General features: G+C 67.7%; 30 protein-coding genes. 22 read left to right on the top strand and 8 right to left on the bottom strand.

The features are described from left to right. Positions 1–571: 571 nt before the first annotated feature. From ACXJKM_RS10190 to ACXJKM_RS10155, 8 genes are all read left to right on the top strand, one after another. Positions 572–1,546 carry a branched-chain amino acid ABC transporter permease gene (locus ACXJKM_RS10190; protein ID WP_457352094.1) on the top strand — a complete coding sequence of 325 codons (975 nt, stop codon included), beginning with the start codon at positions 572–574 and terminating at the stop codon, positions 1,544–1,546. 139 nt (positions 1,547–1,685) lie between these two features. Next, positions 1,686–2,777: a branched-chain amino acid ABC transporter permease gene (locus ACXJKM_RS10185; protein ID WP_457352092.1), complete on the top strand. Its 1,092-nt coding sequence runs from the start codon at positions 1,686–1,688 to the stop codon at positions 2,775–2,777. Beyond that, positions 2,774–3,616, top strand: coding sequence for an alpha/beta fold hydrolase (locus ACXJKM_RS10180; RefSeq protein ID WP_457352090.1), 843 nt, complete (start codon positions 2,774–2,776; stop codon positions 3,614–3,616). The genes ACXJKM_RS10185 and ACXJKM_RS10180 overlap by 4 nt, the downstream gene beginning before the upstream one ends. A 60-nt stretch (positions 3,617–3,676) precedes the next feature. Next, entirely contained in the window at positions 3,677–4,447 is a 771-nt protein-coding gene (locus ACXJKM_RS10175; RefSeq protein ID WP_457352088.1) for an ABC transporter ATP-binding protein, read from the top strand. Positions 4,448–4,565: 118 nt separating this feature from the next. Beyond that, on the top strand, positions 4,566–5,279 hold the full coding sequence (locus ACXJKM_RS10170; RefSeq protein ID WP_056200976.1) for an ABC transporter ATP-binding protein: 714 nt from the start codon (positions 4,566–4,568) through the stop codon (positions 5,277–5,279). A 26-nt stretch (positions 5,280–5,305) separates the two neighbouring features. Then, entirely contained in the window at positions 5,306–6,502 is a 1,197-nt protein-coding gene (locus ACXJKM_RS10165; protein WP_457352086.1) for an ABC transporter substrate-binding protein, read from the top strand. Between the two features lie 160 nt (positions 6,503–6,662). Beyond that, positions 6,663–7,550 carry a branched-chain amino acid ABC transporter permease gene (locus ACXJKM_RS10160; RefSeq protein WP_056200980.1) on the top strand — a complete coding sequence of 296 codons (888 nt, stop codon included), beginning with the start codon at positions 6,663–6,665 and terminating at the stop codon, positions 7,548–7,550. Then, positions 7,547–8,530: a branched-chain amino acid ABC transporter permease gene (locus ACXJKM_RS10155; RefSeq protein ID WP_056200982.1), complete on the top strand. Its 984-nt coding sequence runs from the start codon at positions 7,547–7,549 to the stop codon at positions 8,528–8,530. The genes ACXJKM_RS10160 and ACXJKM_RS10155 overlap by 4 nt, the downstream gene beginning before the upstream one ends. Here ACXJKM_RS10155 and ACXJKM_RS10150 read toward each other — a convergent pair. Beyond that, a complete protein-coding gene (locus ACXJKM_RS10150; RefSeq protein WP_457352084.1) occupies positions 8,463–9,374 on the bottom strand; it encodes a DMT family transporter in 912 nt (303 codons plus the stop codon). The genes ACXJKM_RS10155 and ACXJKM_RS10150 overlap by 68 nt on opposite strands. A 102-nt stretch (positions 9,375–9,476) precedes the next feature. Between ACXJKM_RS10150 and ACXJKM_RS10145 the strand changes: the two genes are divergently transcribed. The 3 genes from ACXJKM_RS10145 (at position 9,477) to ACXJKM_RS10135 (ending at position 11,863) form a co-directional block, all read left to right on the top strand. Continuing rightward, positions 9,477–10,379 (top strand): helix-turn-helix domain-containing protein, encoded by a 903-nt coding sequence (locus tag ACXJKM_RS10145; protein WP_157281870.1) that lies wholly within the window; start codon positions 9,477–9,479, stop codon positions 10,377–10,379. A 78-nt stretch (positions 10,380–10,457) separates the two neighbouring features. Next, positions 10,458–10,604, top strand: a complete 147-nt coding sequence (locus tag ACXJKM_RS10140) for a hypothetical protein (protein WP_157281872.1) — start codon at positions 10,458–10,460, stop codon at positions 10,602–10,604. Between the two features lie 122 nt (positions 10,605–10,726). Further along, entirely contained in the window at positions 10,727–11,863 is a 1,137-nt protein-coding gene (locus ACXJKM_RS10135) for a response regulator (RefSeq protein ID WP_457352082.1), read from the top strand. On the opposite strand, the gene ACXJKM_RS10130 is transcribed toward ACXJKM_RS10135, so the two are convergent. Then, positions 11,860–12,213, bottom strand: coding sequence for a winged helix-turn-helix transcriptional regulator (locus tag ACXJKM_RS10130; RefSeq protein ID WP_457352080.1), 354 nt, complete (start codon positions 12,211–12,213; stop codon positions 11,860–11,862). The two genes, ACXJKM_RS10135 and ACXJKM_RS10130, sit on opposite strands and share 4 nt — an antisense overlap. Positions 12,214–12,276: 63 nt before the next feature. Here ACXJKM_RS10130 and ACXJKM_RS10125 point away from each other — a divergent pair, with 63 nt between their 5' ends. The 4 genes from ACXJKM_RS10125 to ACXJKM_RS10110 all read left to right on the top strand — a co-directional run bounded on the left by ACXJKM_RS10125 (position 12,277) and on the right by ACXJKM_RS10110 (position 14,328). Further along, the gene (locus ACXJKM_RS10125) at positions 12,277–12,834 is read left to right on the top strand and encodes a carboxymuconolactone decarboxylase family protein (RefSeq protein WP_457352078.1); all 558 of its coding nucleotides are present in this window, start codon (positions 12,277–12,279) and stop codon (positions 12,832–12,834) included. 63 nt (positions 12,835–12,897) lie between these two features. Then, complete coding sequence (locus tag ACXJKM_RS10120; RefSeq protein WP_457321708.1) at positions 12,898–13,272, top strand: GFA family protein; 375 nt, start codon at positions 12,898–12,900, stop codon at positions 13,270–13,272. 223 nt (positions 13,273–13,495) lie between these two features. Then, positions 13,496–13,744: a hypothetical protein gene (locus ACXJKM_RS10115; protein WP_082532847.1), complete on the top strand. Its 249-nt coding sequence runs from the start codon at positions 13,496–13,498 to the stop codon at positions 13,742–13,744. A 20-nt stretch (positions 13,745–13,764) separates the two neighbouring features. Next, a complete protein-coding gene (locus ACXJKM_RS10110) occupies positions 13,765–14,328 on the top strand; it encodes a hypothetical protein (protein WP_457352076.1) in 564 nt (187 codons plus the stop codon). Positions 14,329–14,364: 36 nt separating this feature from the next. On the opposite strand, the gene ACXJKM_RS10105 is transcribed toward ACXJKM_RS10110, so the two are convergent. Beyond that, positions 14,365–14,757 (bottom strand): hypothetical protein, encoded by a 393-nt coding sequence (locus ACXJKM_RS10105; RefSeq protein WP_457352074.1) that lies wholly within the window; start codon positions 14,755–14,757, stop codon positions 14,365–14,367. A gap of 64 nt (positions 14,758–14,821) precedes the next feature. Between ACXJKM_RS10105 and ACXJKM_RS10100 the strand changes: the two genes are divergently transcribed. Then, complete coding sequence (locus ACXJKM_RS10100) at positions 14,822–15,064, top strand: glutaredoxin domain-containing protein (RefSeq protein ID WP_457352072.1); 243 nt, start codon at positions 14,822–14,824, stop codon at positions 15,062–15,064. A gap of 7 nt (positions 15,065–15,071) precedes the next feature. Here ACXJKM_RS10100 and ACXJKM_RS10095 read toward each other — a convergent pair whose 3' ends face one another. From ACXJKM_RS10095 to ACXJKM_RS10075, 5 genes are all read right to left on the bottom strand, one after another. Further along, positions 15,072–16,235, bottom strand: coding sequence for a serine hydrolase domain-containing protein (locus ACXJKM_RS10095; RefSeq protein WP_457352070.1), 1,164 nt, complete (start codon positions 16,233–16,235; stop codon positions 15,072–15,074). Positions 16,236–16,334: 99 nt separating this feature from the next. Then, a complete protein-coding gene (locus tag ACXJKM_RS10090; RefSeq protein WP_056201001.1) occupies positions 16,335–16,685 on the bottom strand; it encodes an RNA recognition motif domain-containing protein in 351 nt (116 codons plus the stop codon). Positions 16,686–16,793: 108 nt separating this feature from the next. After that, entirely contained in the window at positions 16,794–17,003 is a 210-nt protein-coding gene (locus tag ACXJKM_RS10085; RefSeq protein ID WP_082532848.1) for a hypothetical protein, read from the bottom strand. 170 nt (positions 17,004–17,173) lie between these two features. Further along, positions 17,174–17,887, bottom strand: coding sequence for a glutathione S-transferase family protein (locus tag ACXJKM_RS10080; protein WP_457352068.1), 714 nt, complete (start codon positions 17,885–17,887; stop codon positions 17,174–17,176). Next, positions 17,884–18,294 (bottom strand): DoxX family protein, encoded by a 411-nt coding sequence (locus ACXJKM_RS10075; protein ID WP_056201006.1) that lies wholly within the window; start codon positions 18,292–18,294, stop codon positions 17,884–17,886. Before ACXJKM_RS10075 ends, ACXJKM_RS10080 begins: the two co-directional genes overlap by 4 nt. Positions 18,295–18,372: 78 nt before the next feature. On the opposite strand from ACXJKM_RS10075, the gene ACXJKM_RS10070 reads away from it, so the two are divergent. The 6 genes from ACXJKM_RS10070 to ACXJKM_RS10045 all read left to right on the top strand — a co-directional run bounded on the left by ACXJKM_RS10070 (position 18,373) and on the right by ACXJKM_RS10045 (position 24,755). Continuing rightward, the gene (locus ACXJKM_RS10070) at positions 18,373–19,257 is read left to right on the top strand and encodes a LysR family transcriptional regulator (RefSeq protein WP_457352329.1); all 885 of its coding nucleotides are present in this window, start codon (positions 18,373–18,375) and stop codon (positions 19,255–19,257) included. Positions 19,258–19,316: 59 nt separating this feature from the next. Continuing rightward, the gene (locus ACXJKM_RS10065) at positions 19,317–21,512 is read left to right on the top strand and encodes a heavy metal translocating P-type ATPase (protein ID WP_457352066.1); all 2,196 of its coding nucleotides are present in this window, start codon (positions 19,317–19,319) and stop codon (positions 21,510–21,512) included. An 8-nt stretch (positions 21,513–21,520) separates the two neighbouring features. Beyond that, positions 21,521–21,931: a Cu(I)-responsive transcriptional regulator gene (gene cueR, locus ACXJKM_RS10060; RefSeq protein ID WP_457352327.1), complete on the top strand. Its 411-nt coding sequence runs from the start codon at positions 21,521–21,523 to the stop codon at positions 21,929–21,931. Positions 21,932–21,976: 45 nt separating this feature from the next. Further along, on the top strand, positions 21,977–22,411 hold the full coding sequence (locus ACXJKM_RS10055) for a hypothetical protein (RefSeq protein ID WP_056201014.1): 435 nt from the start codon (positions 21,977–21,979) through the stop codon (positions 22,409–22,411). Further along, positions 22,408–23,289: a DUF2145 domain-containing protein gene (locus ACXJKM_RS10050; protein WP_457321723.1), complete on the top strand. Its 882-nt coding sequence runs from the start codon at positions 22,408–22,410 to the stop codon at positions 23,287–23,289. Before ACXJKM_RS10055 ends, ACXJKM_RS10050 begins: the two co-directional genes overlap by 4 nt. 128 nt (positions 23,290–23,417) lie before the next feature. Continuing rightward, a complete protein-coding gene (locus tag ACXJKM_RS10045; RefSeq protein ID WP_457321725.1) occupies positions 23,418–24,755 on the top strand; it encodes an aminotransferase class I/II-fold pyridoxal phosphate-dependent enzyme in 1,338 nt (445 codons plus the stop codon). Positions 24,756–24,827: the final 72 nt, after the last annotated feature.

The following is a 24,827-nucleotide window of genomic DNA, read 5'->3' as shown; positions in this document are numbered from 1 at the left end:
GCACACCAGCACCACATGCACGAGCTGCGCCGTGCAACAGCCACTCGGTGATTGGGCAGACGCGACCCGCTGCGCTCTCGCTGCTGTCCCTATCACCAGCACCATCCATCGCACCACCTGCCCGCTTAACGCGCGGCTGCACGCCGTGCTCACCAGAAATACCGAATACAGCGTCGCTCGGGCGACGCGATGGCGGGACGACTCGGTCGTCTTGCGTAGGTTGGGGTGAGCGCAGCGAACCCCAACGCCCCACCAACACGCTGTGGCGTCGCCCGAGCGACGCTGCATTCCCTGATGAGTTCGGCGTGCAGCCGACGTTAAGCGGCGTGAAGGGGCAAGCCACGCCGCTCGTCATAAGGACAGCAGCGAGAGCGAAGCGGGTCGCGTCCGCCCGAAATGGAAGTGGAAGTTTTCGCGCGCCGCTCATGGCGGCGCCGCGCGCGTGTGCGGTTCAGGGCCTCTTCTTTGGTGACTTTCTTCTGGCCCCGCAGAAGAAAGTTACCCGGCCGCCGGGACGGACTCCCGGCAATGCACCGAGCACACGCGCTCTTCGCAAGAGCAACCCACAAGCATGAAGCTCGACCCCCGACCCCTCGCGCTCCTCGCAGCCATCATGTTGCTCGCCCTGCCCCTCACCGGCAGCCCCAGCACCTGGCTCAACCTGACCCTGGCCGGCGTGGCCATGGGCCTCATCATCTTCGTCATCGCCTCCGGCCTGACCCTGGTCTTCGGCCTGATGGACGTCCTCAACTTCGGCCACGGCGTCTTCATCGCGCTGGGCGCCTTCACGGCCACCACCGTGCTCGCCGCAATGGCTCCTTGGGCCACCAGCCCCGACGTACTCGCCAACCTCGCTGCCCTCGCAGCTGCATGCGCAGCCGGCATGGCCATCGCGGCAGCGGTGGGTATCGTCTTCGAGCGCGTGCTGGTGCGGCCGGTCTACGGCCAGCACCTGAAGCAGATCCTCATCACCATGGGCGGCATGATCATTGGCGAGGAGCTGATCAAGGCGACCTGGGGCGCCCAGCTGATCCCGCTGCCCATGCCCGACGCACTGCGCGGCATCTTCCTGTTCGGTGATGTGGCGGTCGAGAAGTTCCGCGTGCTGTCCATGCTCATCGGCCTCGCCGTGCTCATCGCGCTGCTGCTCGTGCTGAACCGCACCAAGATCGGCCTGCTGATCCGCGCCGGCGTGCAGGACCGCGAGATGGTCGAGGCGCTGGGCTATCGCATCAAACGCCTCTTCGTCGGCGTGTTCGTCGCCGGCTCCGCGCTCGCGGGCCTGGGCGGCGTGCTGTGGGGCCTGGTGCAGCAGGGCGTCACGCCGCAGATCGGCGCGCAGGTCAACCTGCTGCTCTTCATCGTCATCATCATTGGCGGCCTCGGCTCGACGGTCGGCTGCCTGGTCGGCGCGCTGCTGGTCGGCCTCGTCGCCAACTACGCCGGCTTTATCGCGCCCAAGGCGGCGCTGTTCTCCAACATCGGGCTGATGGTGGCCATCCTGCTGTGGCGCCCGCAGGGCCTCTACCCCGTGGGAGCGAAATGAGCCCACCCCCGTTGCGCTTCGCGCTCCCCCTCAAGGGGGCACTGCCAGTGGCCTGGCGAAGCCAGTTCCACGGCAGTCGCTTGGTTTTTCATTCGGCGTTCGCATCGTTGATCACGCGCAACGAAGCGAGGGGTTTCCGATGACATCCGTTTTTCGTTCTCTGCTTTCACACGACCTGCCGCGCAGCCGCATCCTCGGCGCGCTGTTGATCGCCTGCTCCGTCGGCCTGGCCGGTGCGCCTTTCATCTTCCCGGGCACGCAGGCGCTCAACGTCGCGGCCAAGATCCTCGTGTTCATCCTGCTCGTGGCCAGCTACGACCTGCTGCTGGGCTACACAGGCATCGTCAGCTTTGCGCACACGATGTTCGTCGGCATCGGCGCCTATGGCATCGCCATCGCATCAGCGCGGCTGGGTGCGGACTGGACGTCGCTAGGCATCGGCTTCTTCGCCGCGCTCGTATTGAGCGCCGTACTGGCCCTGGCCATGGGCCTGGCCAGCCTGCGCGTGAAGGCCATCTTCTTCGCCATGATCACGCTGGCCGTCGCCTCGGCCTTCATGACGCTGGCCTCGCAGCTGAGCGACTTCACCGGCGGCGAAGACGGCCTGAACTTCCAGTTGCCCGACGTGCTGCGGCCCTCGACCGAGTTCATGGACGACCCTTTCCTCGGCGTCATGCTCGACGGCCGCCTGCTGACCTACTACCTGCTCTTCGTCGCCGTCGCCGCCCTCATCGCGCTGCTGCTGCGCATCGTCAACTCGCCCTTCGGCCGCGTGCTGCAGGCCATCCGCGAGAACGAGTTCCGCGCCGAGGCGATCGGCTACCGCACGGTCGTCTACCGCACGGGCGCCAACGTCATCGCCGCGCTGCTGGCCTGCTGCGGCGGCGCGTTGCTGGCGCTGTGGCTGCGCTACACCGGCCCCGAGACGGCCATGAGCATGGAGATCATGCTGGACCTGCTGCTCATCGTCGTCATCGGCGGCATGGGCACGGTCTACGGTGCGGTCATCGGCAGCGTGCTCTTCATCGTCGCGCAGAACTATCTGCAGGCGCTGCTGAAGGCAGCAGGCTCGCTGGTCGACGGCGTGCCGGTCTTGAGCACGCTGATTTCGCCCGACCGCTGGCTGCTGTGGCTGGGCCTGCTCTTCGTACTGGCCGTCTACCACTTCCCCGGCGGCATCGTCGGGCGGCTGCGGCTGGCGGCGTGGACGCATGGGAGAGCCAAAAAATGAGATCGCGCTACGTCAACTGCCTGGGTCGCGAGATGCACGTCACCGAGTGGGGTGACGCAAGCTCGCACACCGTCGTTGCCTGGCACGGCCTCGCGCGCAGCAGTCGCGACTTCGACGACCTCGCCGCCGCCCTGAGCGCCCGCTGGCACGTCGTTTGCCCCGACACCCCGGGTCGTGGTCTTTCGCAATGGGCGGTGGACCCGGCCCGCGAATACTGCCTGGAGTTCTATGTCGAACAAGCCGAAGCGCTGCTGGATCAGTTGGGCTTGCAGAAGGTGCATTGGGTGGGCACGTCCATGGGTGGCGCCATCGGCACGCTCGGCGCAGCCACCCAGCTGCGCGGCCGCATCAAGCGCCTTGTGCTGAACGACAACGGCCCCGAGCTGGCAGCCTCGGCGCTGACACGCATCAAAGCCTACGCCGGGCAGCCGCCCAGCTTTGCAACGGTGACTGAGCTGGAGGTCTATTTCAGAGAGATCTACGCGAGCTTTGGTGATCTGTCCGACACGCAATGGCGCCATCTCACCGAAACCTCGCTGCGCCGCCTGCCCGATGGCCGCGTGACAACGCACTACGACCCAGCCCTGGTGCAGCAGTTCGATCACCATCCCGACGACTACGAGCTGTGGGCTGCTTGGGACCAGCTCGACCTGCCCGTGCTCTGCCTGCGCGGCGAGGACTCGACGCTGTTGACCGCCGAAACGGCGCAGGCCATGCGCGAGCGCGGCCCGCGTGCTGCGGTGGCGCTCATCCCCGGCTGCGGCCATGCGCCGGCCTTGAACACGCCCGAACAGATCGGCCTGATCGAACGCTTCCTGTCGGCGGACCAGACCCCGTGAATGCCCGTAACCCTGCCCCCCGCCTCAAGGCCTAGAGTCGGGCCGCTAACCCGGAAGTCCATGAGCGAATTCATCCTCGAGACCCAGGATCTGACCAAGGAGTTCAAAGGCTTCACCGCCGTGGACTCCGTGAACCTGCAAGTGCAGCGTGGCCACATCCACGCGCTGCTTGGCCCCAACGGCGCCGGCAAGACCACCTGCTTCAACCTGCTGACCAAGTTCCTGACGCCGACGCGTGGGCGCATCGTCTTCGCCGGCACCGACATCACTGGCGAGACCTCGGCGCAGATCGCGCGGCGCGGTGTCATCCGGTCTTTCCAGATCTCCGCCGTGTTCCCGCATCTCACGGTGCTGGAGAACGTGCGCATCGGCTTGCAGCGGTTCACCGGCACGAGCTTCCATTTCTGGAAGGGGCTGACAGGGCTGAAGACGCTGGACGCCAAGGTGCTGTCGTTGCTCGAGCTGGTCGACCTGCGCGACATGGCCGCGGTGAAGGCCGCCGACCTGCCTTATGGCCGCAAGCGTGCGTTGGAGATCGCCACGACGATGGCGATGGAGCCGCAGCTGATGCTGCTGGACGAACCGACGCAGGGCATGGGGCACGAGGACGTGGACCGTGTGACGGCGTTGATCAAGCGCGTGGCGGAGGGCCGGACCGTGCTGATGGTGGAGCACAACATGAAGGTGGTGGCGAGCATTGCGGACCGGATTACGGTGCTGGCTCGTGGCGCTGTTCTGGCCGAAGGTGATTACGCGACGGTGTCGAAGCATCCGGCGGTGTTGGAGGCTTATATGGGCACGGATGCTGCTGAGTTGCAGGGGGCGCATTGATGGTGCTGCTGCGCGCTGTTGTTGGTTGCTTGGCTGAGAGCGTGGTTGCTCGCTGCATTCCACCGAGCACACGCGCTCTTCGCAAGAGCAACCTGCCGCACCGAGCGAGGTGACACCCATGGCAACGCCCGCACTCGAAATCCAAAACCTCCACGCCTGGTACGGCGAAAGCCACATCCTCCACGGCATCAACCTGTCAGTCCAACCCGGCCAGGTCATCACCCTGCTCGGCCGCAACGGCGCCGGCCGCACCACCACGCTGCGGGCCATCATGGGTTTGACGGGAGCAAGAAAAGGCTCCATCAAGATCCACGGCGAAGAGACCATCGGCCTGTCCACGCACCGCATCGCCAACCTCGGCATCGGCTACTGCCCCGAGGAGCGCGGCATCTTCGCCAGCCTGTCGACCGAAGAGAACCTGCGCCTGCCGCCGCCGCTGAAAACCAAGCGCGGCAAGGTCATGAGCGAGACCGAGATCTACGCGATGTTCCCCAACCTCGCCGAGCGCAAGAACAGCCCCGGCACGCGCCTGTCCGGCGGCGAGCAGCAGATGCTGGCCGTCGCCCGCATCCTGCGCACGGGCGCCGACATCCTCTTGTTGGACGAGATCTCGGAAGGCCTGGCTCCCGTCATCGTCCAGGCCCTGGCCCGCATGATCCGCACGCTGAAGAGCCAGGGCTTCACCATCGTCATGGTGGAGCAGAACTTCCGCTTCGCCGCGCCCCTGGCCGACCATTTTCTAGTCATCGAGCACGGCGAAGTCGTGCTGTCCTTCCCCGCAGCCGACCTGCCGGCCCACCAGGCCCAGATGGACGAGCTGCTCAGCGTTTGAATCCAAACAACCCACCGGAGACAACCATGAAAAAGACCCTCATTGCCGCCGCGCTCGCCACCTGCGGCCTTGCCGCCCAGGCCCAGATCTCGGGCGACGTCATCAAGATCGGTTTCCTGACCGACATGTCCAGCGTCTATGCCGACATCGACGGCGCCGGTGGCGTCGAGGCCATCAAGATGGCCATCGCCGACCTGAAGGGCATGGCTGCGGGCAAGAAGGTCGAGCTGATCTTTGCCGACCACCAGAACAAGGCCGATGTCGCCTCCGCCAAGGCGCGCGAGTGGATGGACACGCAAGGGCTCGACCTGCTGGTGGGCGGCACCAACTCGGGCGTCAACCTGGCCATTGCCACCGTAGCCGCCGAGAAGAAGAAGCCCTTCATCTCCATCGGCGCCGGCAGCTCGGCCCTGACGAATGCCAATTGCACGCCCTACACCATCCACTACGCCTACGACACCGTGGCCCTGGCCAACGGCACGGGCGCCGCGGTGACCAAGGCCGGCGGCAAAACCTGGTTCTTCCTGACCGCCGACTACGCCTTCGGCGCGGCCCTGCAGGCCGACACGGCCGCCGTCGTACAGAAGAGCGGCGGCACGGTCAAGGGCAGCGTCAAGCACCCGCTGAACGCCAACGACTTCTCCAGCTTCCTGCTGCAGGCACAGGGCTCCGGCGCGCAGATCCTCGGCCTGGCCAACGCGGGTGGCGACACCATCAACACGATCAAGGCCGCCAACGAGTTCGGCATCACCAAGGGCATGAAGCTCGCCGGCCTGCTGATGTTCATCAACGACGTGCACTCGCTGGGCCTGAAGACGACCGAGGGCATGTACCTGACCGACTCCTGGTACTGGAATCAGAGCCCCGAGGCCCGCGCCTGGAGCCGCCGCTTCTTCGACAAGATGAAGCGCATGCCCTCGTCGCTGCAGGCCGCGGACTACTCGGCCGTGACCCACTACCTGAAGGCCGTCGACGCCACCAAGACCGACGACGCCGACAAGGTCATGGCCAAGATGAAGGACACGCCGATCAACGACTTCTACACCAAGGGCACCATCCGCAAGGAAGACGGCCGCGGCATCCACGACATGTTCCTGATGCAGGTCAAGTCGGTGAAGGAATCGACCGAGCCCTGGGACTACTACAAGGTCGTGACGCGCATCCCGGGCGACGAGGCTTTCACCAAGCTCGCGGACAGCAAGTGCCCGCTGGTGAAGAAGTGAACGTGAACCCCTCGCCCAGCCCCGCGCTGCTGGACGCGCGCGTTTCTGGTCGGTCCCCCGAGGGGACGCCGATCGATGCCGGCGAGAGCCGGCATCGACATCGGCCCTGGCCGCCCTTGGGAGCGGCCCGGCGGGCGTCCAGGGTCTGAACACGATTGCCATGACAGAAATCTTCGGTATTCCGCTGCCGGCCCTCTTGGGCCAGCTGCTGCTCGGCCTGGTTAACGGCTCGTTCTACGCGATGCTGTCCCTGGGCCTGGCGGTCATCTTCGGCATGCTCAACATCATCAACTTCGCCCACGGGGCGCTGTACATGATGGGGGCTTTCTTCGCCTGGATGGGGCTGGAATACCTGGGGCTGAACTACTGGCTCATGCTCGGTCTCGCGCCGCTCGCGGTCGGCCTCATCGGCATCGTCATTGAACGCACGATGCTGCAGTGGCTCTACAAGCTGGACCACCTCTACGGCCTGCTGCTGACCTTCGGCATCACCCTCGTCATCGAGGGCGTGTTCCGCTCGGTCTACGGCGTGTCGGGCCAGCCCTACCAGGTGCCCGATGCGCTGCAGGGCGCTACCAACCTCGGTTTCATGATCCTGCCCAACTACCGTGCCTGGGTGGTGGTCGCGTCGCTGATCGTGTGCTTCGCAGTGTGGGCGCTGATCGAGAAGACGTCGCTGGGCGCCAAGCTGCGCGCCGGCACCGAGAACCCCAAGCTCGTGCAGGCGTTCGGCATCAATGTGCCGCTGATGGTCACGCTGACCTATGCCGGTGGCGTGGCCCTCGCGGCATTCGCGGGCGTGCTGGCTGCGCCCATCCTGCAGGTGTCGGCGCTGATGGGCACCAACCTCATCATCGTGGTGTTCGCGGTGGTGGTGATCGGCGGCATGGGCTCCATCCTCGGCTCCATCCTGACCGGGCTTGGGTTGGGCATCGTTGAAGGGCTGACCAAGGTCTTCTATCCCGAGGCGTCCAACACGGTGGTGTTCGTCGTCATGGCCATCGTGCTGCTCGTTCGCCCGGCCGGCCTGTTCGGCAAAGAAAAATGAACAAGAAAGTCCTCGGCTACGCCGCGCTCTTCGTCGCTATCGCACTGCTGCCAGCGTTCGGCGTCTACCCCGTCTTCGTGATGAAGGTGCTCTGCTACGCGCTGTTCGCCTGCGCCTTCAACCTGCTCGTCGGCTTCACGGGCCTGCTGTCCTTTGGCCATGCGGCCTTCCTGGGCACCGCGGCCTATGTGACCGGCCATGCGCTCAAGGTCTGGGGCCTGCCGACGCCGGTGGGCATCCTCGTCGGCATGGCGGGCGCGGCCGGTGTGGGCCTGCTGTTCGGTCTGCTGGCCATCCGCCGCTCGGGCATCTATTTCTCGATGATCACGCTGGCCCTGGCGCAGATGCTGTACTTCTTCTTCCTGCAGACCCCCTTCACCGGCGGGGAAGACGGCCTGCAGTCGGTGCCGCGCGGCAGCTTCCTGGGCCTGCACCTGGAAAACGACCTGGTGCTGTTCTACGTCGTTCTGGCCATCTTCATCGCCGCCTTCTGGCTGATCTACCGCATCGTCCACTCGCCGTTCGGCCAGGTGCTGACGTCCATCCGCGAGAACGAGGCCCGCGCCACGTCGCTGGGCTACGACACCGGCCACTTCAAACTGCTGGCCTTCGTGCTGTCGGCCGCGCTGGCTGGCCTCGCCGGTTCCACCAAGACGCTGGTGCTGGGCTTCGCCACGCTGACCGACGCGATCTGGACCACCTCAGGCCTCGTCATCCTGATGACGCTGGTGGGCGGCATGGGCACGCTGGTCGGCCCCATGGTGGGGGCGCTGGTCATCATCGCGCTGGAGAACAAGATCGGCGACTTCGGCAATTGGCTGGGCGAGCTGACCGGCGTGACCTGGTTCAACAGCCTGGGCGAATCCGTCAGCCTCGTCACCGGGCTGATCTTCATCGTCTGCGTGCTGGCCTTCAGGCGCGGGCTGGTGGGTGAGGCGATGGCGCTGCTGGAGCGCAAGCCGAAGCAACCCGCTTCCTGAACACCAGCACATTGCCCGCCATCACCAGCACCAGCCCGGCGAGCGCCGGCGCCGTCCACTCGTAGCCCTCCACCCAGGCCGACACGTTCAGCGCGACGACCGGGAACAGCACCGTGCTGTAGGCGGCCCGCTCGGGACCGAGGCGGCCCACCAGCGTCAGGTAGGCCGTGAAGCCGATGACCGAACCCGGGATGGCCAGGTACAGCAGCGCGCCGAGGTAGCGGGTGCTCGCGTCGAACGCGAAAGGCACGCCGGCCAACAGCGCATAGCCCGTCAGGATCGCCGTGCCCACTGCCATGCCCCAGGCGTTGGTCTGCACCGGTTTCAGGCCTTGCTGCTGCAGCGCGGCCGACAGCAGGTTGCCGGTCGAGAAGCACAGCGTGCCACCCAGCGCCCAGGCCAGGCCGGCCAGGCTGGCGTGGCCACCACGGATCTCGGGCCAGAACAGCAGCACCAGCCCCGTCAGGCCGAGCGAGCCACCCGCCAGGACCTGGGGCGCGATGGCACGGCCATGAACAAGACGCGCCAGCAGCGCGTTCCACAGCGCCGCGCTGGAGAACACGACCGCCACCAGGCCGCTGGCCAGCGTCTGGCTGGCGTTCAGGAAACAGACGAAGTTCAGGCAGAACAGGCACAATCCCTGGGCGAGCACCCAAGTGAGCGCCCGCCCACGCGGCACGACGAGCTGGCGCCGCCAGGCCAGCCAGGCGAACAGCACCAGGGCCGCGAGGCCGAAGCGGTAGGCGATGGACAGCGCAATCGGCACGGGGCCCAGTTGCCACTTCAGGGCGATCCAGGTCGTACCCCAGATCAGCACGACGAGCAGGTAGAGGAAGGCATTCATGCCCGCCATCGTGGCGCCGCGGGCGGCCGTGCGATTGCATATTCCTGCGCATCGTCGGCCTCAGGCCGGCATGGGGAAGGGCTTAGCACCTAGCATCGCTGCATGCTCGACCTGACCGCCGGCGCCACGGCCCACCAGCCCGTCTTCGACGTGCTGGGCCGCTCCAGCGCGCGCCGGGAACGTGAGCTGACGCTCGCCGACGACCTGCGCCTGGTGCAGTGGTGCAACGACGGCGGGCGCATGGACTACCAGCGGCCCGGCCACCACACCCTGTCGGTCTATCTGCAGGGCGGACACGACACCCACCTCATCGAGACACCCCGCGAGACCGGCTCGCCCGGCTGCCACTGCATCCTGCCGGCCGAGCACGAGTCGCGCTGGAACGTGGCCGGGCCGCTGCGCTTCGTCCACCTCTACCTGTCGGACGACGCCTGGGCCGACCGCATCGTCCGCCTGCTGGACGCCGAGCCCCGCGCCATCACGCTGGAGCAGCGCATCTTTGGCGAGGACGCCACACTTGCCGCCTGGGCCCAGGGCGTTGCCAGGTACGACTGGCAGGACCCCGCCGAGCGCCTGCGCATCGACGCGCTGAGCCAGGCCGCGCTGGACCACCTCGTGCTGCAGGCCGCCCGGCCGCGGCTGCGTGAGCGAGCCGAACGCTCGCCGGGCGGCTTGTCCGGGGCGGCGCGGCGTCGGGTGCTGGACTTCGTTGATGCCCACCTCGACAGCGCCGAGTTGAGCCTGCCCCGGCTGGCCGCCCAGGTCCACCTGTCCGAATTCCATTTCGCCCGCATGTTCCGCGTCTCCATGGGCTGCAGCGTGCACGACTGGGTCGCCGCCCGCCGCCTGGACCGCGCCCGCACCTTGCTGCGCGACACCGCCCTGCCCCTGGCCGACGTCGCCGCCGCCTGCGGCTATGCCGGCGCCAGCCATTTGACCCGCCACGTCAAGGGCGCCCTGGGCGCTACGCCGGGCCAGTACCGGCGCACCATGGGCTTGCGCTGACTGCTGCCAGTACGTCGTCAGCATTCACTGGCGAGTTAGGGGGAGCGTCCGGCGGCGACATGGCTCACTATCCAGGCCATGGCCACGTCAGCCCGCTTCAAGTTCACCGCCACGCTCGTGGTGTCGGTGCTGGCGTGCGTCCTGACGCTTTTCGTGCCCGGCGAGGACGACGCGCCCGGTAGCGCAACCCACACTGCCGGCCTGTTGCCGCCGCCCCAGCGCTGAATTCCAGCCGCCAAGGCGTGACAAACGGCGCCACCTGGGCCTTCCTCGAAAGGCCTGTTCGCGAAGCGGACACTCACTGGCCCGATGATGTGCGACTTTGAAGTAGCGCACGTCCCCCGAAGATGAACGAGCTGTTGACCTGGCCTCTGGCCGCCGTGGCGGTCGCCGTCGTGCTGTTCCTGCTGTGGCTCGGCCGACGCCGGCAACAAAAGTCCCGTGCCAACGCCCGGCGCCGCGAAGCCGAGCGCCTCACGCAGGCGCGGGCCGAATATGCGACTCGCGCCCCGCGCGTACCCGCCGAATCCGCCCGCCAGCAGGCCGACGATCAGGCCCTGCGCGAGGTCGAGGCCGCCGTGTCCCAGCGCCTGGGCCAGCAGCGTGCCGAGGAAGAACAGCTGGAGGCCGAGCGGGCACGCGTCGAGCACGAAGAAGCCCTCCGCTTCGAGGCCCAGGCCCGGCGCCTGGCAGAGCAACGTGCCGAGACACAACGGCGCGAAGCCGACGAGCAGGCCGCCCGCGAGGCCGCCGAAGCTGCAGAGGCCGAACGGCTGGCGCAGGAACGCGCCGAGGCTGAGCGCCTCGCCCAGGAAGCCGCCGCCCGCGAAGCCGAAGCACGCCGCCTGGCCGACCTGAAAGCCCAACAAGCGGCCGAGGCCGAACGCCAAGCCCGCGAACAGGCCGCCCGCGAGGCTGCCGAGCTGCAACGCCTGGAGGACGAACGCGCCGCCCGAGAAGCCGAGGCCCTCAGGCTGGCCGCCGAACAGGCCGAGGCCGAGCGCGCGGCTGCCGCCCGGCGCCGGGCGGAGGAACAGGCCGCGCGGGAAGCCGCTGAAGCTGCTGCTGCTGCCGCGGCGGCCCTGGCCACCCGTGAACTGCGGGCCGACGAAACCCTCGTCCTCGTTGCCGACGATTCCAAGATCGTGCGCGTCAAGATCAGCCGCCTGCTGACCGGCCAGACCTATCGCGTCGCGCTGGCCGAGAGCGGCGAGCAGGCGCTGGAGTTGATGGCCGCCGAGCTGCCGCACCTCTTGATCACCGACGTCGAGATGCCCGGCATCGACGGTTTCGAGCTGACCCGCCAGGTGCGCGCAGCTGCTGTGACGGCCGACCTGCCCGTCGTCATGATCACGTCCTCCGACGACAAGCAGGCCGAGGCCGCCGCCGCCGGTGTGACCCAGCTGCTGGGCAAGCCCTATTCGGAAGAGGCGCTGATCGCCGCCATCGAGCGAGCCCGCCTCGCCGTCCGGGTGCCGGCCTAAGAGGCCTTTTGCACCTCCCGCGCCCAGCGCGGCGCCCATTGCAGCAGCGGCTCGATCGCCAACAGCAGTGAGCGCCCGTGGGGCGCCAACCGATAGCCATTGCCTGCGTCATGCTCGACGAGCAGGGCCTCGCGCAACTCCGCCAGGCGCTGGTTCAGCACCGAGGCCGACAAGTCACCACAGGCGGCCTGCAGCGCTCTGAAGTTCAGGCTGGCGTCCTCGGCGCGCAGCTCCCACAGGATGCGCAGCGTCCAGCGGCGGTGGAAGAGCTCCAGCGCGGCGTTGATCGCATCCTTGCCCGAGGCGGGCGCGTCCGCCATGGCCAGCTTTGCGAGGCGTTTTGTCGTCATGCTTTGATTTTAGAAGCAAGCTCGGCTAGAGTCCGCCTACCGCAACGCTTCTAAATTCGAAGCATGAACACGTACACACCTCGCATTGCCCCGCAAACCCTGCCGCTGCCGCTCGATCTCGCCGAGCGCATGAACCGCCTGCTGCCGGCTGGCATGCCGCCGCCGCAGATCTTTTTGACCGTGGCGCGCCACGGCGAGCTGTTCAAGGAGATGGTGGACACCGGCTTCCTCGGCCCCACCGGCCTGGCGGACCGCAAGCGCCTGGCACCCATGCTGCGCGAGGCCGTCATTCTGCGCACCTGTGCCATGGCACGCTGCGACTACGAGTTCAACCTGCACGAGCAGACGATCTCGCGCCGCATGGGCCTGAGCGATGCGCAGATCGCCGACCTGCGCCAAGCCAAGCCCGATGCAGCGCTGTGGACGCCCGAGCTGGCGGCCGTGTTCCAACTGGTCGATGGTCTCGTCCAGTACCTGGACGTCGACGACGCGACCTGGGCCAGGCTGCGCCGCCATTTCGACGAGGCCGCGCTGATCGAGATCACGCAGCTGGTTGGCCACTACACCGGCGTGGCGATGCTGGCGGCCCTGGCAAGGCCGGCTCCGGACAGCTATCGATAGCTATCGTTGGGGTCTCGCCCACGCCGCCGAACGCAGCTATCGTCAGGTGCCATGGACAAGCCTATGACACCTGACCCTCTGCTCCAAGGCGCCTGCCACTGCGGCGCCGTTCGCCTTACCTTGCCCTTTGCGCCCGAGAAGGCGACGAAGTGCAATTGCTCGATCTGCCGCCGCCTTGGCGGCCTGTGGGCCTACTACGAGCTCGGCACGGTGAAGGTCGAAGGGCATCCCGAACACACGGCCGAGTACGTCTGGGGTGACAAGACGCTGCGCAATATTCGCTGCGCCCATTGCGGTTGCTCGACGCATTGGGAGCCCCTTGTCGCCGAAGCCGGTGCCCGGCACGGCGTGAACCTGAACAACTTCGAGCCACGGCTGCTGCAGGACGTGCAGGTGCGGCGGTTTGATGGGGCGGACAGCTGGACGTTCGTGGATTGATGGCTGATGCGAAGGGGCGCCTCGCGGCCACTACCGGGCATCGGTGCGGGACTGCTTCCCGCAAGGCTGACGAAAGTGCTGGGTGTGAATGGCCCAGGTGAATGCCGTCCTTGACGCATTCTTGTCGCCCCAGCTTCGAACCCTTATGAGAACCTAATACCGGAAGCCCTAGATTGGCATCTCCGTCACAGATGGCACACCGGCACGTGGGCCAGCATCGACCATGCCGAATAGAGCAGATGACTACTGGTTCCCAGCCAAGCGCTATGGCTGGGGCTGGGGTGTCCCGAACACCTGGCAAGGCTGGGTGGTCTTGTCCGCCTTTGCGGCGCTGCTCTCTCTGGGCGCGATCTTCCGTGGGCAGCTAGGGCATCTGTTATTCATCGCGTATACCGTCGCGGTCTGCCTGGGGCTTGTCGCCGTGTGCTGGCTCAAAGGCGAGCCACCACGCTGGCGTTGGGGCGACAGATGAATGACCGATCCTCACCTGCCATGGACTCCATGAACGAAGAAGTTCAGCGGGAGCTCTCGCCCAGTGAAAAGCCCCTCTGGTGGGGGCAGCCCCGGCAAGGCGTGGTCGTCCGCGGGTCGGATGCCTTCACCATCCCCTTTAGCTTGCTGTGGTGCGGTTTCGCGGTCTTCTGGGAAGCCTCTGCACTCAGGGCGCCAAACACGCCAGCATTCTTTGTGCTGTGGGGTATTCCGTTCGTCCTCGTCGGCGTGTACTTCGTGGTCGGCAGGTTCTTTGTCGAGGCGCGCCAGCGCGCAAATACCTACTACGCCGTTACTTCAGAGAGGGTCATCATCGTCTCGGGCGTGTTCGCGCGGAAGGTGAAATCGCTCAGCCTCCGTACGCTCACTGATTTGTCCTTGTCTGAGGCCAGGTCAGGCGAGGGCACCATCACGTTTGGTGCTCAGCATCCCATGGCGGCCATGTTCGGCGGCATGCGTGGTTGGCCTGGGGCGGAACAGAACTTTGGTCCGAGTTTTGACCTCATCCTCAATGCGAAAAGCGTGTACGAAACCATCCGCAGTGCTCAGAGCGCTGTGAGATAGGACTCCTGGCGGACCCGTCGAGCGCAGCTGCTCATGTCAGCGCCGCAGCCCCGACCAGCTCACCTCGTTGAGAAAGCTGACGTCCAGCTTCGCGGGTGACTGCGTGCGGTCGAGCAGGAACACGCTATCGCCGCGCGCCTGCAGGATCTTGCCCATGGCCAGCGTCAGCAACACCTCGACCACCGGCAGCCGCGGATAGCTGGACGTGACCCGCACGAGGTTCTTGCCAATGCGCGTCACCGTCACGGTCACGCCACTCCTGGACGAGCCCTTGGAGTCCGAGATCACGTCGCCCTCGTACGTGCCTTCGGCGGCATCGCCCAGGTCGGGCTTGCGGCGCGGCTCATCAGCAGCAACAGCGCGCAGCGTCCAGGGCGCCAGCAGTGCGGCGGCGGCGAGACGGACGACATCGGATCGACGCAGGATCATGGACGTTCTCCTTCAGGAATCGAGGGCCCGATGCTAGCGACGCTGCTCCCTCTAGACTGTGGGCATGCAGCTCAACATCGTCGTCTATTCCAAGTCCGCCTGCCCTCAATGCGATACCGCCAAGAGCCTGTTGAAGGCCCGCAGCCTCGCCTTCGAGGAGATCAAGATCGACGACGAAGATCAGCGCAAGGCCTTCTACGAGAAGTGCGGCCCGTCCGTTCGCCAGATGCCGCAGATCTTCATCAACAACCAGCGTGTGGGCGGTGTGGATGGGCTTCGGGCGGCTTTCGCGCAGCTGAAGATCTGAGTACCTCTCAGCGCTTCACGGCCGCCAGCAGCTTCGCCGTGAATTCGTTCAGGGCCGGCCCGTTGTCGATCCAGCGCACGACGGCCACGACATCGTTCTCCCAGTCGACGTAGATGATGTTCTGGCCATTGCCGCGGAAGGTCACGCTGCTCTCGGGCGCCGCAGGCAGGGCGTTGCGGCCAGTGTTGAGGAACCAGTTGCAGTAGCCGTACTCGGCGTTGTCCGGCCCGGGCTGGCGGGCCTTGGCGATCCAGTCGCGCGAAATGAGCTGGCGACCGGCCCACTCACCCTGGCGCAAGTGGAGATAGCCGAAGCGCGCCATGTCCCAGGCGTCGATGAACATGCCGCCGCCCCAGTGGCCGCCGCCGGAAACCGACTGCATGCGTTGGCCGTCCAGTTCCACCCAGCTGTTCTCGTAGCCGTGCCAGCGCCAGCGGCTGGACGCGCCAATCGGGTCCATGACCTGCTCGCGCAGCACCTCGGGCAGCGGCCGGCGCCAGACCTGCAAGGCGGCCAGGGCCAGCACGTTCACGCGCACATCGTTGTACTTGTAGTGCGTGCCCGGCTCATACAGCGGGCGGTTCGGCCAGTCCTCGGGCGTCTTGCCCACGGGGCGATCGGCCCAGTCGGGCTTGCCCCACAGCGTGCCCTGCCAGTCGCTGGTCTGGCGCAGCAGGTGCTCCCAGGTGATGGGCGCGTTGTGCGGCGTGGCGAAAAGGTCGACACCGGGCGGCATGGCGTCGGCCACGCGCTCGTCGGTGCTCTTGATCAAACCCTGCTGCCAGGCCAGGCCCACGACCGTCGACAAAAAGGTCTTGGTGACGCTGTGCGACATGTCAACGCGCCGCGTGTCGCCCCACTCGGCCACCAGCTTGCCGCGGTAGATGACCAGGCCGTTGGCTGCGGCGCGCTCGCGCGTGGGACCGATCTGGCCCGCGAAATAGGGTTCGTTCTTGCCGAAGCTCTGGGCGAGGTAGAGGGCCTGGTCGCGCGGCGCGGGGTTCTCATGCGCTTGGGCATAGGCGATGGCTTCGGCCAGCCTGGCGGCGTCGACGCCCATCGCGGCCGGCTCGGCGCGCTGCCAGTCGCCACGGGGCGGAAAGTAGGCCGGCTCGGCGGCGGCAAACGTCCAGACGAAGCTAGCGAGAAGGACAAATCGGCGGCGGCTCATCAGGCCATTGTGGCCAGAGCTTGCACCGTTCGGTCGTCTCGCGCGAGGCGAAAAAAAACCGGCTCAGAAGAGCCGGTCATTCACAGGGCGCCGCTGGGTTCAGTAGCGACCACCGCCGAAGCCGCCCGTGCCGTAGCCGACATCGGGACGCTTGGCTGCGGTGTACCCGGCTGCGCTGTAACCGCTCGAATCCTTGTTCGCTTCGCGGGGGCGAGCCAGGCTCACGACGATGGCGCGGCCATCGACGGACATGCCGTTCAGGGCGGCAATGGCGGCCTGGGCGACGTCGGCAGAAGCCATTTCCACAAACCCGAAGCCCTTGGAACTGCCGGTTTCCCGGTCCATCATGACCTTGGCCGAGGAGACGCTGCCGAACTCGGCAAAGTTGCTTTTCAGGCTGGAATCGGTCACGGAATAGGGCAGGTTACCCACGTAAATTTTGTTGCTCATGGACGAGCCTTTCTGAGGATTGACGCATCGCGAGGATGCGGATGCGGATCTGCGAATCGGGGGTCCGCAGCGAGTGGGATGTCGGCGGAAACTGGCGGAGCCAGATCGTCAGCATCCGGGGTGGGTTGGCATGCACGCCTGCAGCCAGCCCTGGGTGACGGCGAACAGCCGGGCAGCTTCGCGTGAGGCAAAGGTCGTGTCGAAGCGGAACACACGACGGCAACTGTCGTTGCCTTGGGCCCGGTGAACCGAGAACGAGGCGCGAAAGCGGCCACAGTCGGTCGGGTGTGTCGCGGGCGAAACGACGTATTTGCCCATGGAGATGGCGTTGTTCGAAATCTTGTTCAGTCAGGGTTGCCCGGCTTGAGTCGCCCGGCGGGAGTGCTTTTTGGCTCGGTTGCCGGCCAAGAAGTGTCGAAGGTCGCGAACCGCGGCCTTTTGTGGCCGTGGACAAGCCGTCAGGAAGGCATTACCACGGCAGCCTAGGATTATATCTTTTTTTGAATATTTGGACGAATCGTTATTTCTTTTGGTATTGAATTGGTCGCGTCCGTGCATAGACGCCGTGCCAGCGCGCAGCCGCGTTCGAGCAGGAAGTCGCGCAGCCTCTGCGCATAGCCAGGCGCGACGGCCTCGCGCACCGAGGGCTGCCCTGCCAGGGCCTCGCGCCAAGCCTGCACCCGCGGCAGGCTGTCGAACAGGCCCTCGGGCGGGATGACCTCGAAGTAGCGGAACACCGGGCCGAAGACCGCGTCGACCAGGCCGAAGCGCCGGCCGGCGAACCAGGGGCCGTCGCCAAGAACCGCCTCCACCTGCTCGAAGCGCAGACGCAGAGCGGCATAGGCCCGTTCCAGCGACGCATCGTCCGCCGCGCTGTAGAGCACGGCGATGCCGCTCAGCACGGCGGAGCCAAACTCCATCCAGGCCCGCTCGCGGGCCCGCGCCAGCGGGTCCTGCGGATGCAGGCGCGGCGGCCGCGTCTCGTCCAGGTATTCGCAGATGACGGCAGACTCGAAAAGCGCCTCGCGGCCAACGCACAGCACCGGCGTTTTGCCCAGCGGCGACAGGTGCAGGAACCAGTCCGGCTTGTTGGCGAGGTCCACGTCCAGGCGTTCGAAGGCCACGCTCTTCTCCTTGAGCACGATGGCGGCGCGTTGCACATAAGGGCAAAGCGCGTGGCTGATCAATGTCAGCGCAGTCATGCCGCACGCCAGGTGAACCGCTGGCTACGCTTGAGGGCGGCAGCGCCATCGCCGGCCAGCCACAGCACGACAGACATCGCGGCCAGGAAGACCGGGTACTCCCAGCCGCCGCCTGCGGCATTGAAGACCCAGCCATTGGACGCATGCACCCAGGCCGCGCCCAGCAGGATGGGTGTGAGGGCCAGCGCGAGCTGGCGCGGGTAGACGCCGAGCAGCAGCAGCGCGCCGCCGATGGCCTCGGCCGCGAACACCACGTAGGCCAGCGCGCCCGGCAGACCCTGACCGACGAAGAACTGCGCCGTGCCCGGCAAGGTGAAGACAAATAGCTTCAGCCCCGCATGGGCGAGGTACATGAAGCCGAGGGACAGGCGCAGCAACAGCAGGCCGAGTGAGGTCGAGGGTGCCATGGAGATCTCCAGGGATTGTTGAGATGCAACCAATGTAGGTAGGCATCTGGCGCATGAAAATACGCAACTAAGCCAACTCTGATTGCAGCTATGCAATACGAACTCGCCCCCACCGACCTCGCCCTGGTGCTGGCCCTGCACCGCGCGGGCACGCTGGCCGCGGCCGGCGAGCGGCTGGGCGTCAACGCGTCGACCGTGTTCCGGATGCTGCAGCGCCTGGAGCGCGGATTGGGCCAGCCGCTGTTCGAGCGCGGCCGGCGCGGCTACAAGGCCGGCGAGCTGGCACGCACCCTGGCCGCCCAGGCGGAGCAGGTGGAAGCCGCGCTGGAAGCGGCCCGCGCCGCCGCCCAGGCCCAGCCCGGCCAGGCCGCCGGTACCGTGCGCCTGACGACGACCGACACGCTGCTGCACGGCCTGCTCGCACCGGCGTTGGCGGCCCTGCACCAGGCGCAGCCCCGGCTGCAGTTCGAGCTGCACACCGGCAACGAGCTGGCGAGCCTGACGCGGCGTGATGCCGACATCGCACTGCGCGCCACCAGCAAACCGCCGCCCCACCTGATCGGCCGCCGTATCGGCCCCATCCGCGTCGCCCTCTATGCGGCACGCTCAAGCCCCATCAAGCACTGGGACCAGGTCGAGGCCGGCGACGCGGCCTGGGTCGCACCCGACGACGGCCTGCCCGAGCACCCCTCGGTGCGCTGGCGACAGAAGCACTTCCCGGCGCTGCAGCCGGCGTTTCGCACCGGCAGCGTGCAGAGCGTGGCTGAGCTGGTGGCGCAGGGCCTGGGCGTGGGCGTGCTGCCGCTGTTCCTGGCCGAGCCGAAGCGAGAACTGCGCCGGCTGACCGAGCCGCTGGACGAGGCCGAGACCGATCTCTGGCTGCTGACCCACCCCGAGACTCGCCATCTGCAGCGTGTGCAGACGGTCTGGAGCCACCTGGCCGAGGCGCTGGTGCTGGATTGAGCTGCGTCAAAGCAGAAAGCGCTTGACCTTGCCATGATGGGAAGCTTGACGATACCGGCATGAACAGCACCACCGCCCCCGCCACCGCACTGAACGACGTGACGCTGCAGGTCAGCGGCATGAGCTGCGCGTCCTGCGTGCGCCGCGTCGAAAAGGCCCTGCAGGCCGTGCCTGGCGTGCTGCGGGCCAGCGTCAACCTGGCGACCGAAAAGGCCAGCATCAAGGCCCTGCCCAATGTGCCCGTCGCCGCGCTGATGGCGGCCCTGGGCAAGGCAGGCTACCCGGCCACCCTCGTCGAGGCCTGCGCGCCGCCCGCGCCCGAAGCCCATGGCGGCCTGCCCGCCTGGTGGCCGGTCGCGTTGGGCGCCTTGCTGAGCCTGCCGCTGATGCTGCCCATGCTACTGGGCGTGGTGCTGCCCGGCTGGCTGCAACTGCTGCTGGCCACGCCGGTGCAATTCGTGCTCGGCGCGCGCTTCTACCGCGCGGGCTGGGGCGCGCTGCGGGCCGGCAGCGGCAATATGGACCTGCTGGTGGCCCTCGGCACTTCGGCGGCCTACGGCCTGTCGGTCTATCTGCTGCTGCGCCATCCCGGCCATGCGCATCTCTACTTCGAAGCCTCGGCCGCAGTCATCACGCTTGTGCTGCTCGGCAAGTTCCTCGAGCAACGCGCCAAGCGCCAGACGACGGACGCCATCCGCGCACTGAATGCGCTGCGGCCCGCGACCGCGCGCGTGCTGCGCGGCGATACCGAAACGGAGGTGCCGGTGGCCGAGGTCCGCGTCGGCGACCTCGTTGCCGTGCGCCCCGGCGACCGCATCCCGGTGGACGGCGAGATCGCCACGGGCCACAGCCACGTGGACGAATCGCTGATCACCGGCGAGAGCCTGCCGGTGGCCAAGTCGCCGGGCGAGCGCGTGACCGGTGGGGCCATCAATGCCGAAGGTGCACTGACCGTGCGCACCACGGCCATCGGCGCCGAGACCACGCTGGCGCGCATCATCCGCATGGTCGAGTCGGCACAGGCGGCCAAGGCGCCCATCCAGCGCATCGTCGACCGCGTCAGCGCCGTCTTCGTGCCGGTCGTGCTGGCCCTCGCGGCGCTGACCTTTGCGGGCTGGCTCATGCACTCGGGCAACGCCGAGCAGGCCCTGGTCAACGCGGTGGCCGTCCTCGTCATCGCCTGCCCCTGCGCCCTGGGCCTGGCCACGCCGACGACGCTGATGGCCGGTACCGGCGTCGCGGCGCGCCAGGGCATCCTGATCAAGGACGCCGAAGCGCTGGAGCTGGCGCACGCCGTCACCATCGTCGCCTTCGACAAGACGGGCACGCTGACGGTGGGCCAGCCGACGCTGACCGCCGCCCTGCCTGCCGAAGGCATACACCGCGAGGAACTGCTGCAACTCGCCGCCGCGCTGCAGCGCACCAGCAGCCACCCGCTGGCCCTGGCCGTGCTCGCCGCGGCCCAGGGCCTGGTGGCGCTGCCGGTCGAAGGCGCGATTGCGCTGCCGGGCCGTGGTGTCGAGGGCGTCGTCCAGGGTCGCAGGTTCGCCCTTGGCAGCGCGCGGCTGGCGCAGGAACTGGGTGTCGACGGCGGCGCGCTGGCCGGCGAGGCGCGGCGGCTGGAGGCCGAGGGCCAGACCGTCTCCTGGCTGGTCGAAGGCGGCACCGAGCAGCGCCTGCTCGGCCTGCTGGCCTTTGGCGACCGCGTCAAGGACACGGCAGCCGAGGCCGTCGCCCAGTTGCAGGCCCGCGGCATCCGCACCGTCATGCTGACCGGTGACAGCCACGGCGCGGCGGCCGGCGTCGCGCAGGCCCTCGGCATCACCGAGGTCCACGCCGAAGTGCTGCCCGCCGACAAGGCTGCGGTCGTGCAGCAGCTGCGCGAGGGCGGCGCAGTCGTCGCCTTTGTCGGTGACGGCATCAACGACGCGCCGGCGCTGGCTGCGGCGTCGGTCGGCTTTGCGATGGCCGGCGGTGCCGACGTGGCCACCGAAGCGGCCGGTGTCACGCTGATGCGCGGCGACCCGCGCCTCGTCGCCGACGCACTGGATGTGTCGCGCCGCACCTACGCCAAGATCCGCCAGGGCCTGTTCTGGGCCTTTGCCTACAACGTCGTCGGCATCCCGCTCGCGGCCTTTGGGTTGCTCAGCCCCGTCATCGCCGGCGCGGCCATGGCCTTCAGCAGCGTCAGCGTCGTCGCCAATGCCCTGACGCTCAAGCGCTGGCGCGGCACGGCGATGCAGGAGCGGCGATGAACATCGGCATGAACATTGGTGCTGCCGCCCAGGCCTCGGGCGTGTCGGCCAAGATGATYCGSCACTACGAGAGCATCGGCCTGTTCGCAGCACCGACGCGCAGCGAGTCGGGTTACCGAATCTATGGCGAGCGTGAAGTTCATCTGCTGCGCTTCATCCGCCACTCGCGCGACCTCGGCTTCTCGCTGGCGCAGATCCGCGCGCTGCTCGGCCTTTGGCAGGACCGGGATCGGCCCAGCCGCCAGGTGCGCGCGCTGGCGCAGCAACACCTGGCCGAGGTGGACATCAAGCTTGCCGAGCTGCAGGCCGTGAAGGAGACACTGCAGCAGCTCGTGCAAAGCTGCCACGGCGACGAGCGGCCCGACTGCCCCATCCTCGACACGCTGGAGGCCGGCTCCGAGGCGTTAACAAAGCGCTGACGCATCCGCGCTATCGTTGGCCATTTCCACCAACGCGAGCCCACGATGCGCCTCATCCTTCTCGCCGCCCTGGCCCTGGCCGCACAGGCTGCCCACGCCTCGTCCACCACCGCCTCTTCGGCCGCCGATGCCGGCTCGTCCGCGTCGGGCAGCGTGTCAGACTCCTTCAAGGGATCGTCCAACAGCAGCAGCGGCGAGGAACGCCGTGCCGAAGGCCGCTACCGCGTCACCGAGGTGGCACGGGCGGACACCGCCGGCAAGCTGCGCCTGAAGCTGGAGCGCGACGGCGCCGCGCCCGTCGAGCTGACGCTGCCCCAGCAGGCGCTGGCGGCGCGGGCCGTCAACGTCGGCGACGAGGTGCAGGCCACGCCCCAGGCCTACGGCGTCGCCTTCGCGCATGCCGACACCGGCACCGCCTTCTTCCTCGTGCTGGAAGACGCCTGGCAACGCGAGCTGGCGACTCGCGTCGTCAAGCCTTGATCCGAACCGCAGTCACGGCCGCGCTGCTGCTGACGGCGGCCATCGCCGAGGCTGGCTTACCGCCCCGGGGCTGCGATTCCAAGCACGACATCACGGCCGCGCAGCAGGACAGGCTGCTGCGCTTCGCGGCCGTCGTCCGTCAGGCGCTGGCCGAGTCGGGCAGCCCGGCCGCGCTGATTTCGCGCTCGGGCACCGATCTGTCGCGCTTCGGTCTGCGCTACTCCCATGCCGGCATCGCGCTGGCCGACGGTCTGGATACGCCCTGGGCCGTGCGACAGCTCTACTACGCCTGTGCCGAAGGCGCGCCTCGGCTCTTCGACCAGGGCCTGGCCGGCTTCATCTCGGGCAGCGACGATGCCGACGTAGGCTATGTGAGCCTGCTGCTGCTGCCGGCCGAGGCCGCCGCGCCGCTGGCCGCCACGGCACTGGACAAGCCCGTAGCGCTGGGCCTGCTGAACGCCAACTACAGCGCCAATGCCTATCCCTTCAGCACGCAATACCAGAACTGCAACCAGTGGGTGGCCGAGTTGCTCGCCGCCGCCGTGGGTGGCACCCATGCGCGAGCGGACGCCCAGGCCTGGCTGCAACGCGAGGGCTATGCGCCAGAGCCGGTACGGGTTTCCGGCTGGCTGCTGATGGCCGGCCACTTCATGCCCTGGCTGCATTTCGACGACCAGCCCCGGGAGCAGCTGCGCGCCAGCGCCGTGAAGACCAGCCTGCCCGACAGCCTCGAAGCCTTCGCGCTGCAGCGCTGGCCCACGGCGCGGCGCATCGAGTTCTGCCATGGGCCGCAGGGCGTCGTGCAACGCGAGGGCGGCGCCGCGCTGGCGGCGGACTGTGTGCCGCAGGCGGGCGACCGCGTCATGGCCTTGAAATGAATCCGCCAGCAGAACCGACACCCCTTTGCGGGGGGAGCTGACCAGACCCACCAAAAATGAGGATGCGTAGCGCACCCGCGCTGCGCACAGTCCGCCCCCACAACAACGAGTTTCTTTTGGGGGCCGCAATGGACGAACTGATGGAACGGGCCGTGGAGACCACGGCGAGGGAGGACTTCACCGACGGGGCCGAGCTGCGCGGCTCCTCCTTCGACTACCTGACGCAACCCGGCGCCGACCTGGCCGCCAAGGCCCAGGCCTTCCACGCCTGGGCCGAGAACCGCGTGGCGCACGGCGTCTTTCCCTATGCCAAGCGCCTGGGCGGCCGGCCGGGCGCCACCGCCGAGCTGACGCTGCTGGACGGTCAGCGCCATGCGGGGCTGAATTTCTCGTCGCAGGAGTATTTGTCGCTGGCCCGGCACCCCAGGATCTGCGCCGCGGCCCAGGCGGCGATGGAGCGCTATGGCGTGCACAGCGCCGGCTCCACCGCACTGGCCGGCAATGTCGAGGAGGCGACCCTCCTGGAAGCGGAACTCGGCGAGCTGCTGCGCATGCCTGAGGTGCTGCTGTTCCCGACGGGCTGGGCCGCGGGCTTCGGAGCCATCAAGGGCCTGGTGCGCGAGGCCGACCACATCATCATCGACCAGCTCGCCCACAACTGCCTGCACGAGGGCGCGCGGGCGGCGACGCCCAACGTCCATCTGCACCGCCATCTGGACGTCGACCATGTCGAGCGCCTGCTCAAGCGTGTGCGCCAGCGCGACCCGCACAACGGCATCCTCGTCGTCACCGAGGGCTGCTTCTCGATGGACGCCGACTCGCCCGACATCCGCCGGCTGCAGTCGCTGGCGCATGAGCATGGCGCACTGCTGATGGTGGACGTGGCGCACGACCTGGGCTGCATGGGGCCCGGCGGCGGCGGGCAGCTCGAGCTGCAGGGCGTGCTGGGCCAGGTGGACCTGGTGATGGGGTCGTTCTCCAAGACCTTCGCATCCAACGGCGGCTTTGTGGCCACGCATGACCGCGCGATCAAGGAGTACCTGCGCTTCTATGCCGCACCCAACACCTTCTCCAACGCGCTGTCACCGGTGCAGGTGGCCATCATTCGCGCCTGCCTGGCCATCGTGCGCTCCAACGAAGGCGTGGAGCGGCGTGACCGGCTGATGCGCGCCATCCTGGGTCTGCGCGGCGCGCTGACCGAGCAGGGCATCACCGTGCTGGGACATCCATCGCCGATCGTGCCGGTCATGCTGGGGCATGACGCGCTGGCCCGCGTGGCCAGCCGCGAGATGAGCCAGGCCGGGCTTTTGGCCAACCTCGTCGAGTACCCGGCCGTGTCGCTGAACAGCGCCCGGCTGCGCATGCAGGTCATGGCCGACCACACGCCCGCCCTGGCGCAGACGGCGGCGCGCATCGTGGCAGATTCATTGCAGCGCGCACGCGACCTGACCGGCCACGCGAACTGAACCTCTGCATTTCGTATTCGGGCCGAGCGCTGGGCCGCTCCCGAGCCGGCCCACCCTGGCGATGTGCTTGCG

The sequence above is a fragment of the Roseateles sp. P5_D6 genome (assembly GCF_054049415.1).
This window is presented reverse-complemented; position numbering and strand designations above follow the sequence as displayed.

Bases quoted from the DNA above. Each gene is read 5' to 3' on its own strand.
- ACXJKM_RS10160 (WP_056200980.1), top strand. From the start codon at position 6,663: ATGACAGAAATCTTCGGTATTCCGCTGCCGGCCCTCTTGGGCCAGCTG.
- ACXJKM_RS10065 (WP_457352066.1), top strand. From the start codon at position 19,317: ATGAACAGCACCACCGCCCCCGCCACCGCACTGAACGACGTGACGCTG.
- ACXJKM_RS10150 (WP_457352084.1), bottom strand. From the start codon at position 9,374: ATGAATGCCTTCCTCTACCTGCTCGTCGTGCTGATCTGGGGTACGACC.
- ACXJKM_RS10090 (WP_056201001.1), bottom strand. From the start codon at position 16,685: ATGAGCAACAAAATTTACGTGGGTAACCTGCCCTATTCCGTGACCGAT.
- ACXJKM_RS10145 (WP_157281870.1), top strand. From the start codon at position 9,477: ATGCTCGACCTGACCGCCGGCGCCACGGCCCACCAGCCCGTCTTCGAC.
- ACXJKM_RS10180 (WP_457352090.1), top strand. From the start codon at position 2,774: ATGAGATCGCGCTACGTCAACTGCCTGGGTCGCGAGATGCACGTCACC.
- ACXJKM_RS10185 (WP_457352092.1), top strand. From the start codon at position 1,686: ATGACATCCGTTTTTCGTTCTCTGCTTTCACACGACCTGCCGCGCAGC.
- ACXJKM_RS10080 (WP_457352068.1), bottom strand. From the start codon at position 17,887: ATGACTGCGCTGACATTGATCAGCCACGCGCTTTGCCCTTATGTGCAA.
- ACXJKM_RS10170 (WP_056200976.1), top strand. From the start codon at position 4,566: ATGGCAACGCCCGCACTCGAAATCCAAAACCTCCACGCCTGGTACGGC.
- ACXJKM_RS10175 (WP_457352088.1), top strand. From the start codon at position 3,677: ATGAGCGAATTCATCCTCGAGACCCAGGATCTGACCAAGGAGTTCAAA.
- ACXJKM_RS10155 (WP_056200982.1), top strand. From the start codon at position 7,547: ATGAACAAGAAAGTCCTCGGCTACGCCGCGCTCTTCGTCGCTATCGCA.
- ACXJKM_RS10085 (WP_082532848.1), bottom strand. From the start codon at position 17,003: ATGGGCAAATACGTCGTTTCGCCCGCGACACACCCGACCGACTGTGGC.
- ACXJKM_RS10055 (WP_056201014.1), top strand. From the start codon at position 21,977: ATGCGCCTCATCCTTCTCGCCGCCCTGGCCCTGGCCGCACAGGCTGCC.
- ACXJKM_RS10165 (WP_457352086.1), top strand. From the start codon at position 5,306: ATGAAAAAGACCCTCATTGCCGCCGCGCTCGCCACCTGCGGCCTTGCC.
- ACXJKM_RS10190 (WP_457352094.1), top strand. From the start codon at position 572: ATGAAGCTCGACCCCCGACCCCTCGCGCTCCTCGCAGCCATCATGTTG.
- ACXJKM_RS10120 (WP_457321708.1), top strand. From the start codon at position 12,898: ATGACACCTGACCCTCTGCTCCAAGGCGCCTGCCACTGCGGCGCCGTT.
- ACXJKM_RS10105 (WP_457352074.1), bottom strand. From the start codon at position 14,757: ATGATCCTGCGTCGATCCGATGTCGTCCGTCTCGCCGCCGCCGCACTG.
- ACXJKM_RS10110 (WP_457352076.1), top strand. From the start codon at position 13,765: ATGGACTCCATGAACGAAGAAGTTCAGCGGGAGCTCTCGCCCAGTGAA.
- ACXJKM_RS10125 (WP_457352078.1), top strand. From the start codon at position 12,277: ATGAACACGTACACACCTCGCATTGCCCCGCAAACCCTGCCGCTGCCG.
- ACXJKM_RS10095 (WP_457352070.1), bottom strand. From the start codon at position 16,235: ATGAGCCGCCGCCGATTTGTCCTTCTCGCTAGCTTCGTCTGGACGTTT.
- ACXJKM_RS10130 (WP_457352080.1), bottom strand. From the start codon at position 12,213: ATGACGACAAAACGCCTCGCAAAGCTGGCCATGGCGGACGCGCCCGCC.
- ACXJKM_RS10140 (WP_157281872.1), top strand. From the start codon at position 10,458: ATGGCCACGTCAGCCCGCTTCAAGTTCACCGCCACGCTCGTGGTGTCG.
- ACXJKM_RS10045 (WP_457321725.1), top strand. From the start codon at position 23,418: ATGGACGAACTGATGGAACGGGCCGTGGAGACCACGGCGAGGGAGGAC.
- ACXJKM_RS10115 (WP_082532847.1), top strand. From the start codon at position 13,496: ATGCCGAATAGAGCAGATGACTACTGGTTCCCAGCCAAGCGCTATGGC.
- ACXJKM_RS10100 (WP_457352072.1), top strand. From the start codon at position 14,822: ATGCAGCTCAACATCGTCGTCTATTCCAAGTCCGCCTGCCCTCAATGC.
- ACXJKM_RS10135 (WP_457352082.1), top strand. From the start codon at position 10,727: ATGAACGAGCTGTTGACCTGGCCTCTGGCCGCCGTGGCGGTCGCCGTC.
- ACXJKM_RS10075 (WP_056201006.1), bottom strand. From the start codon at position 18,294: ATGGCACCCTCGACCTCACTCGGCCTGCTGTTGCTGCGCCTGTCCCTC.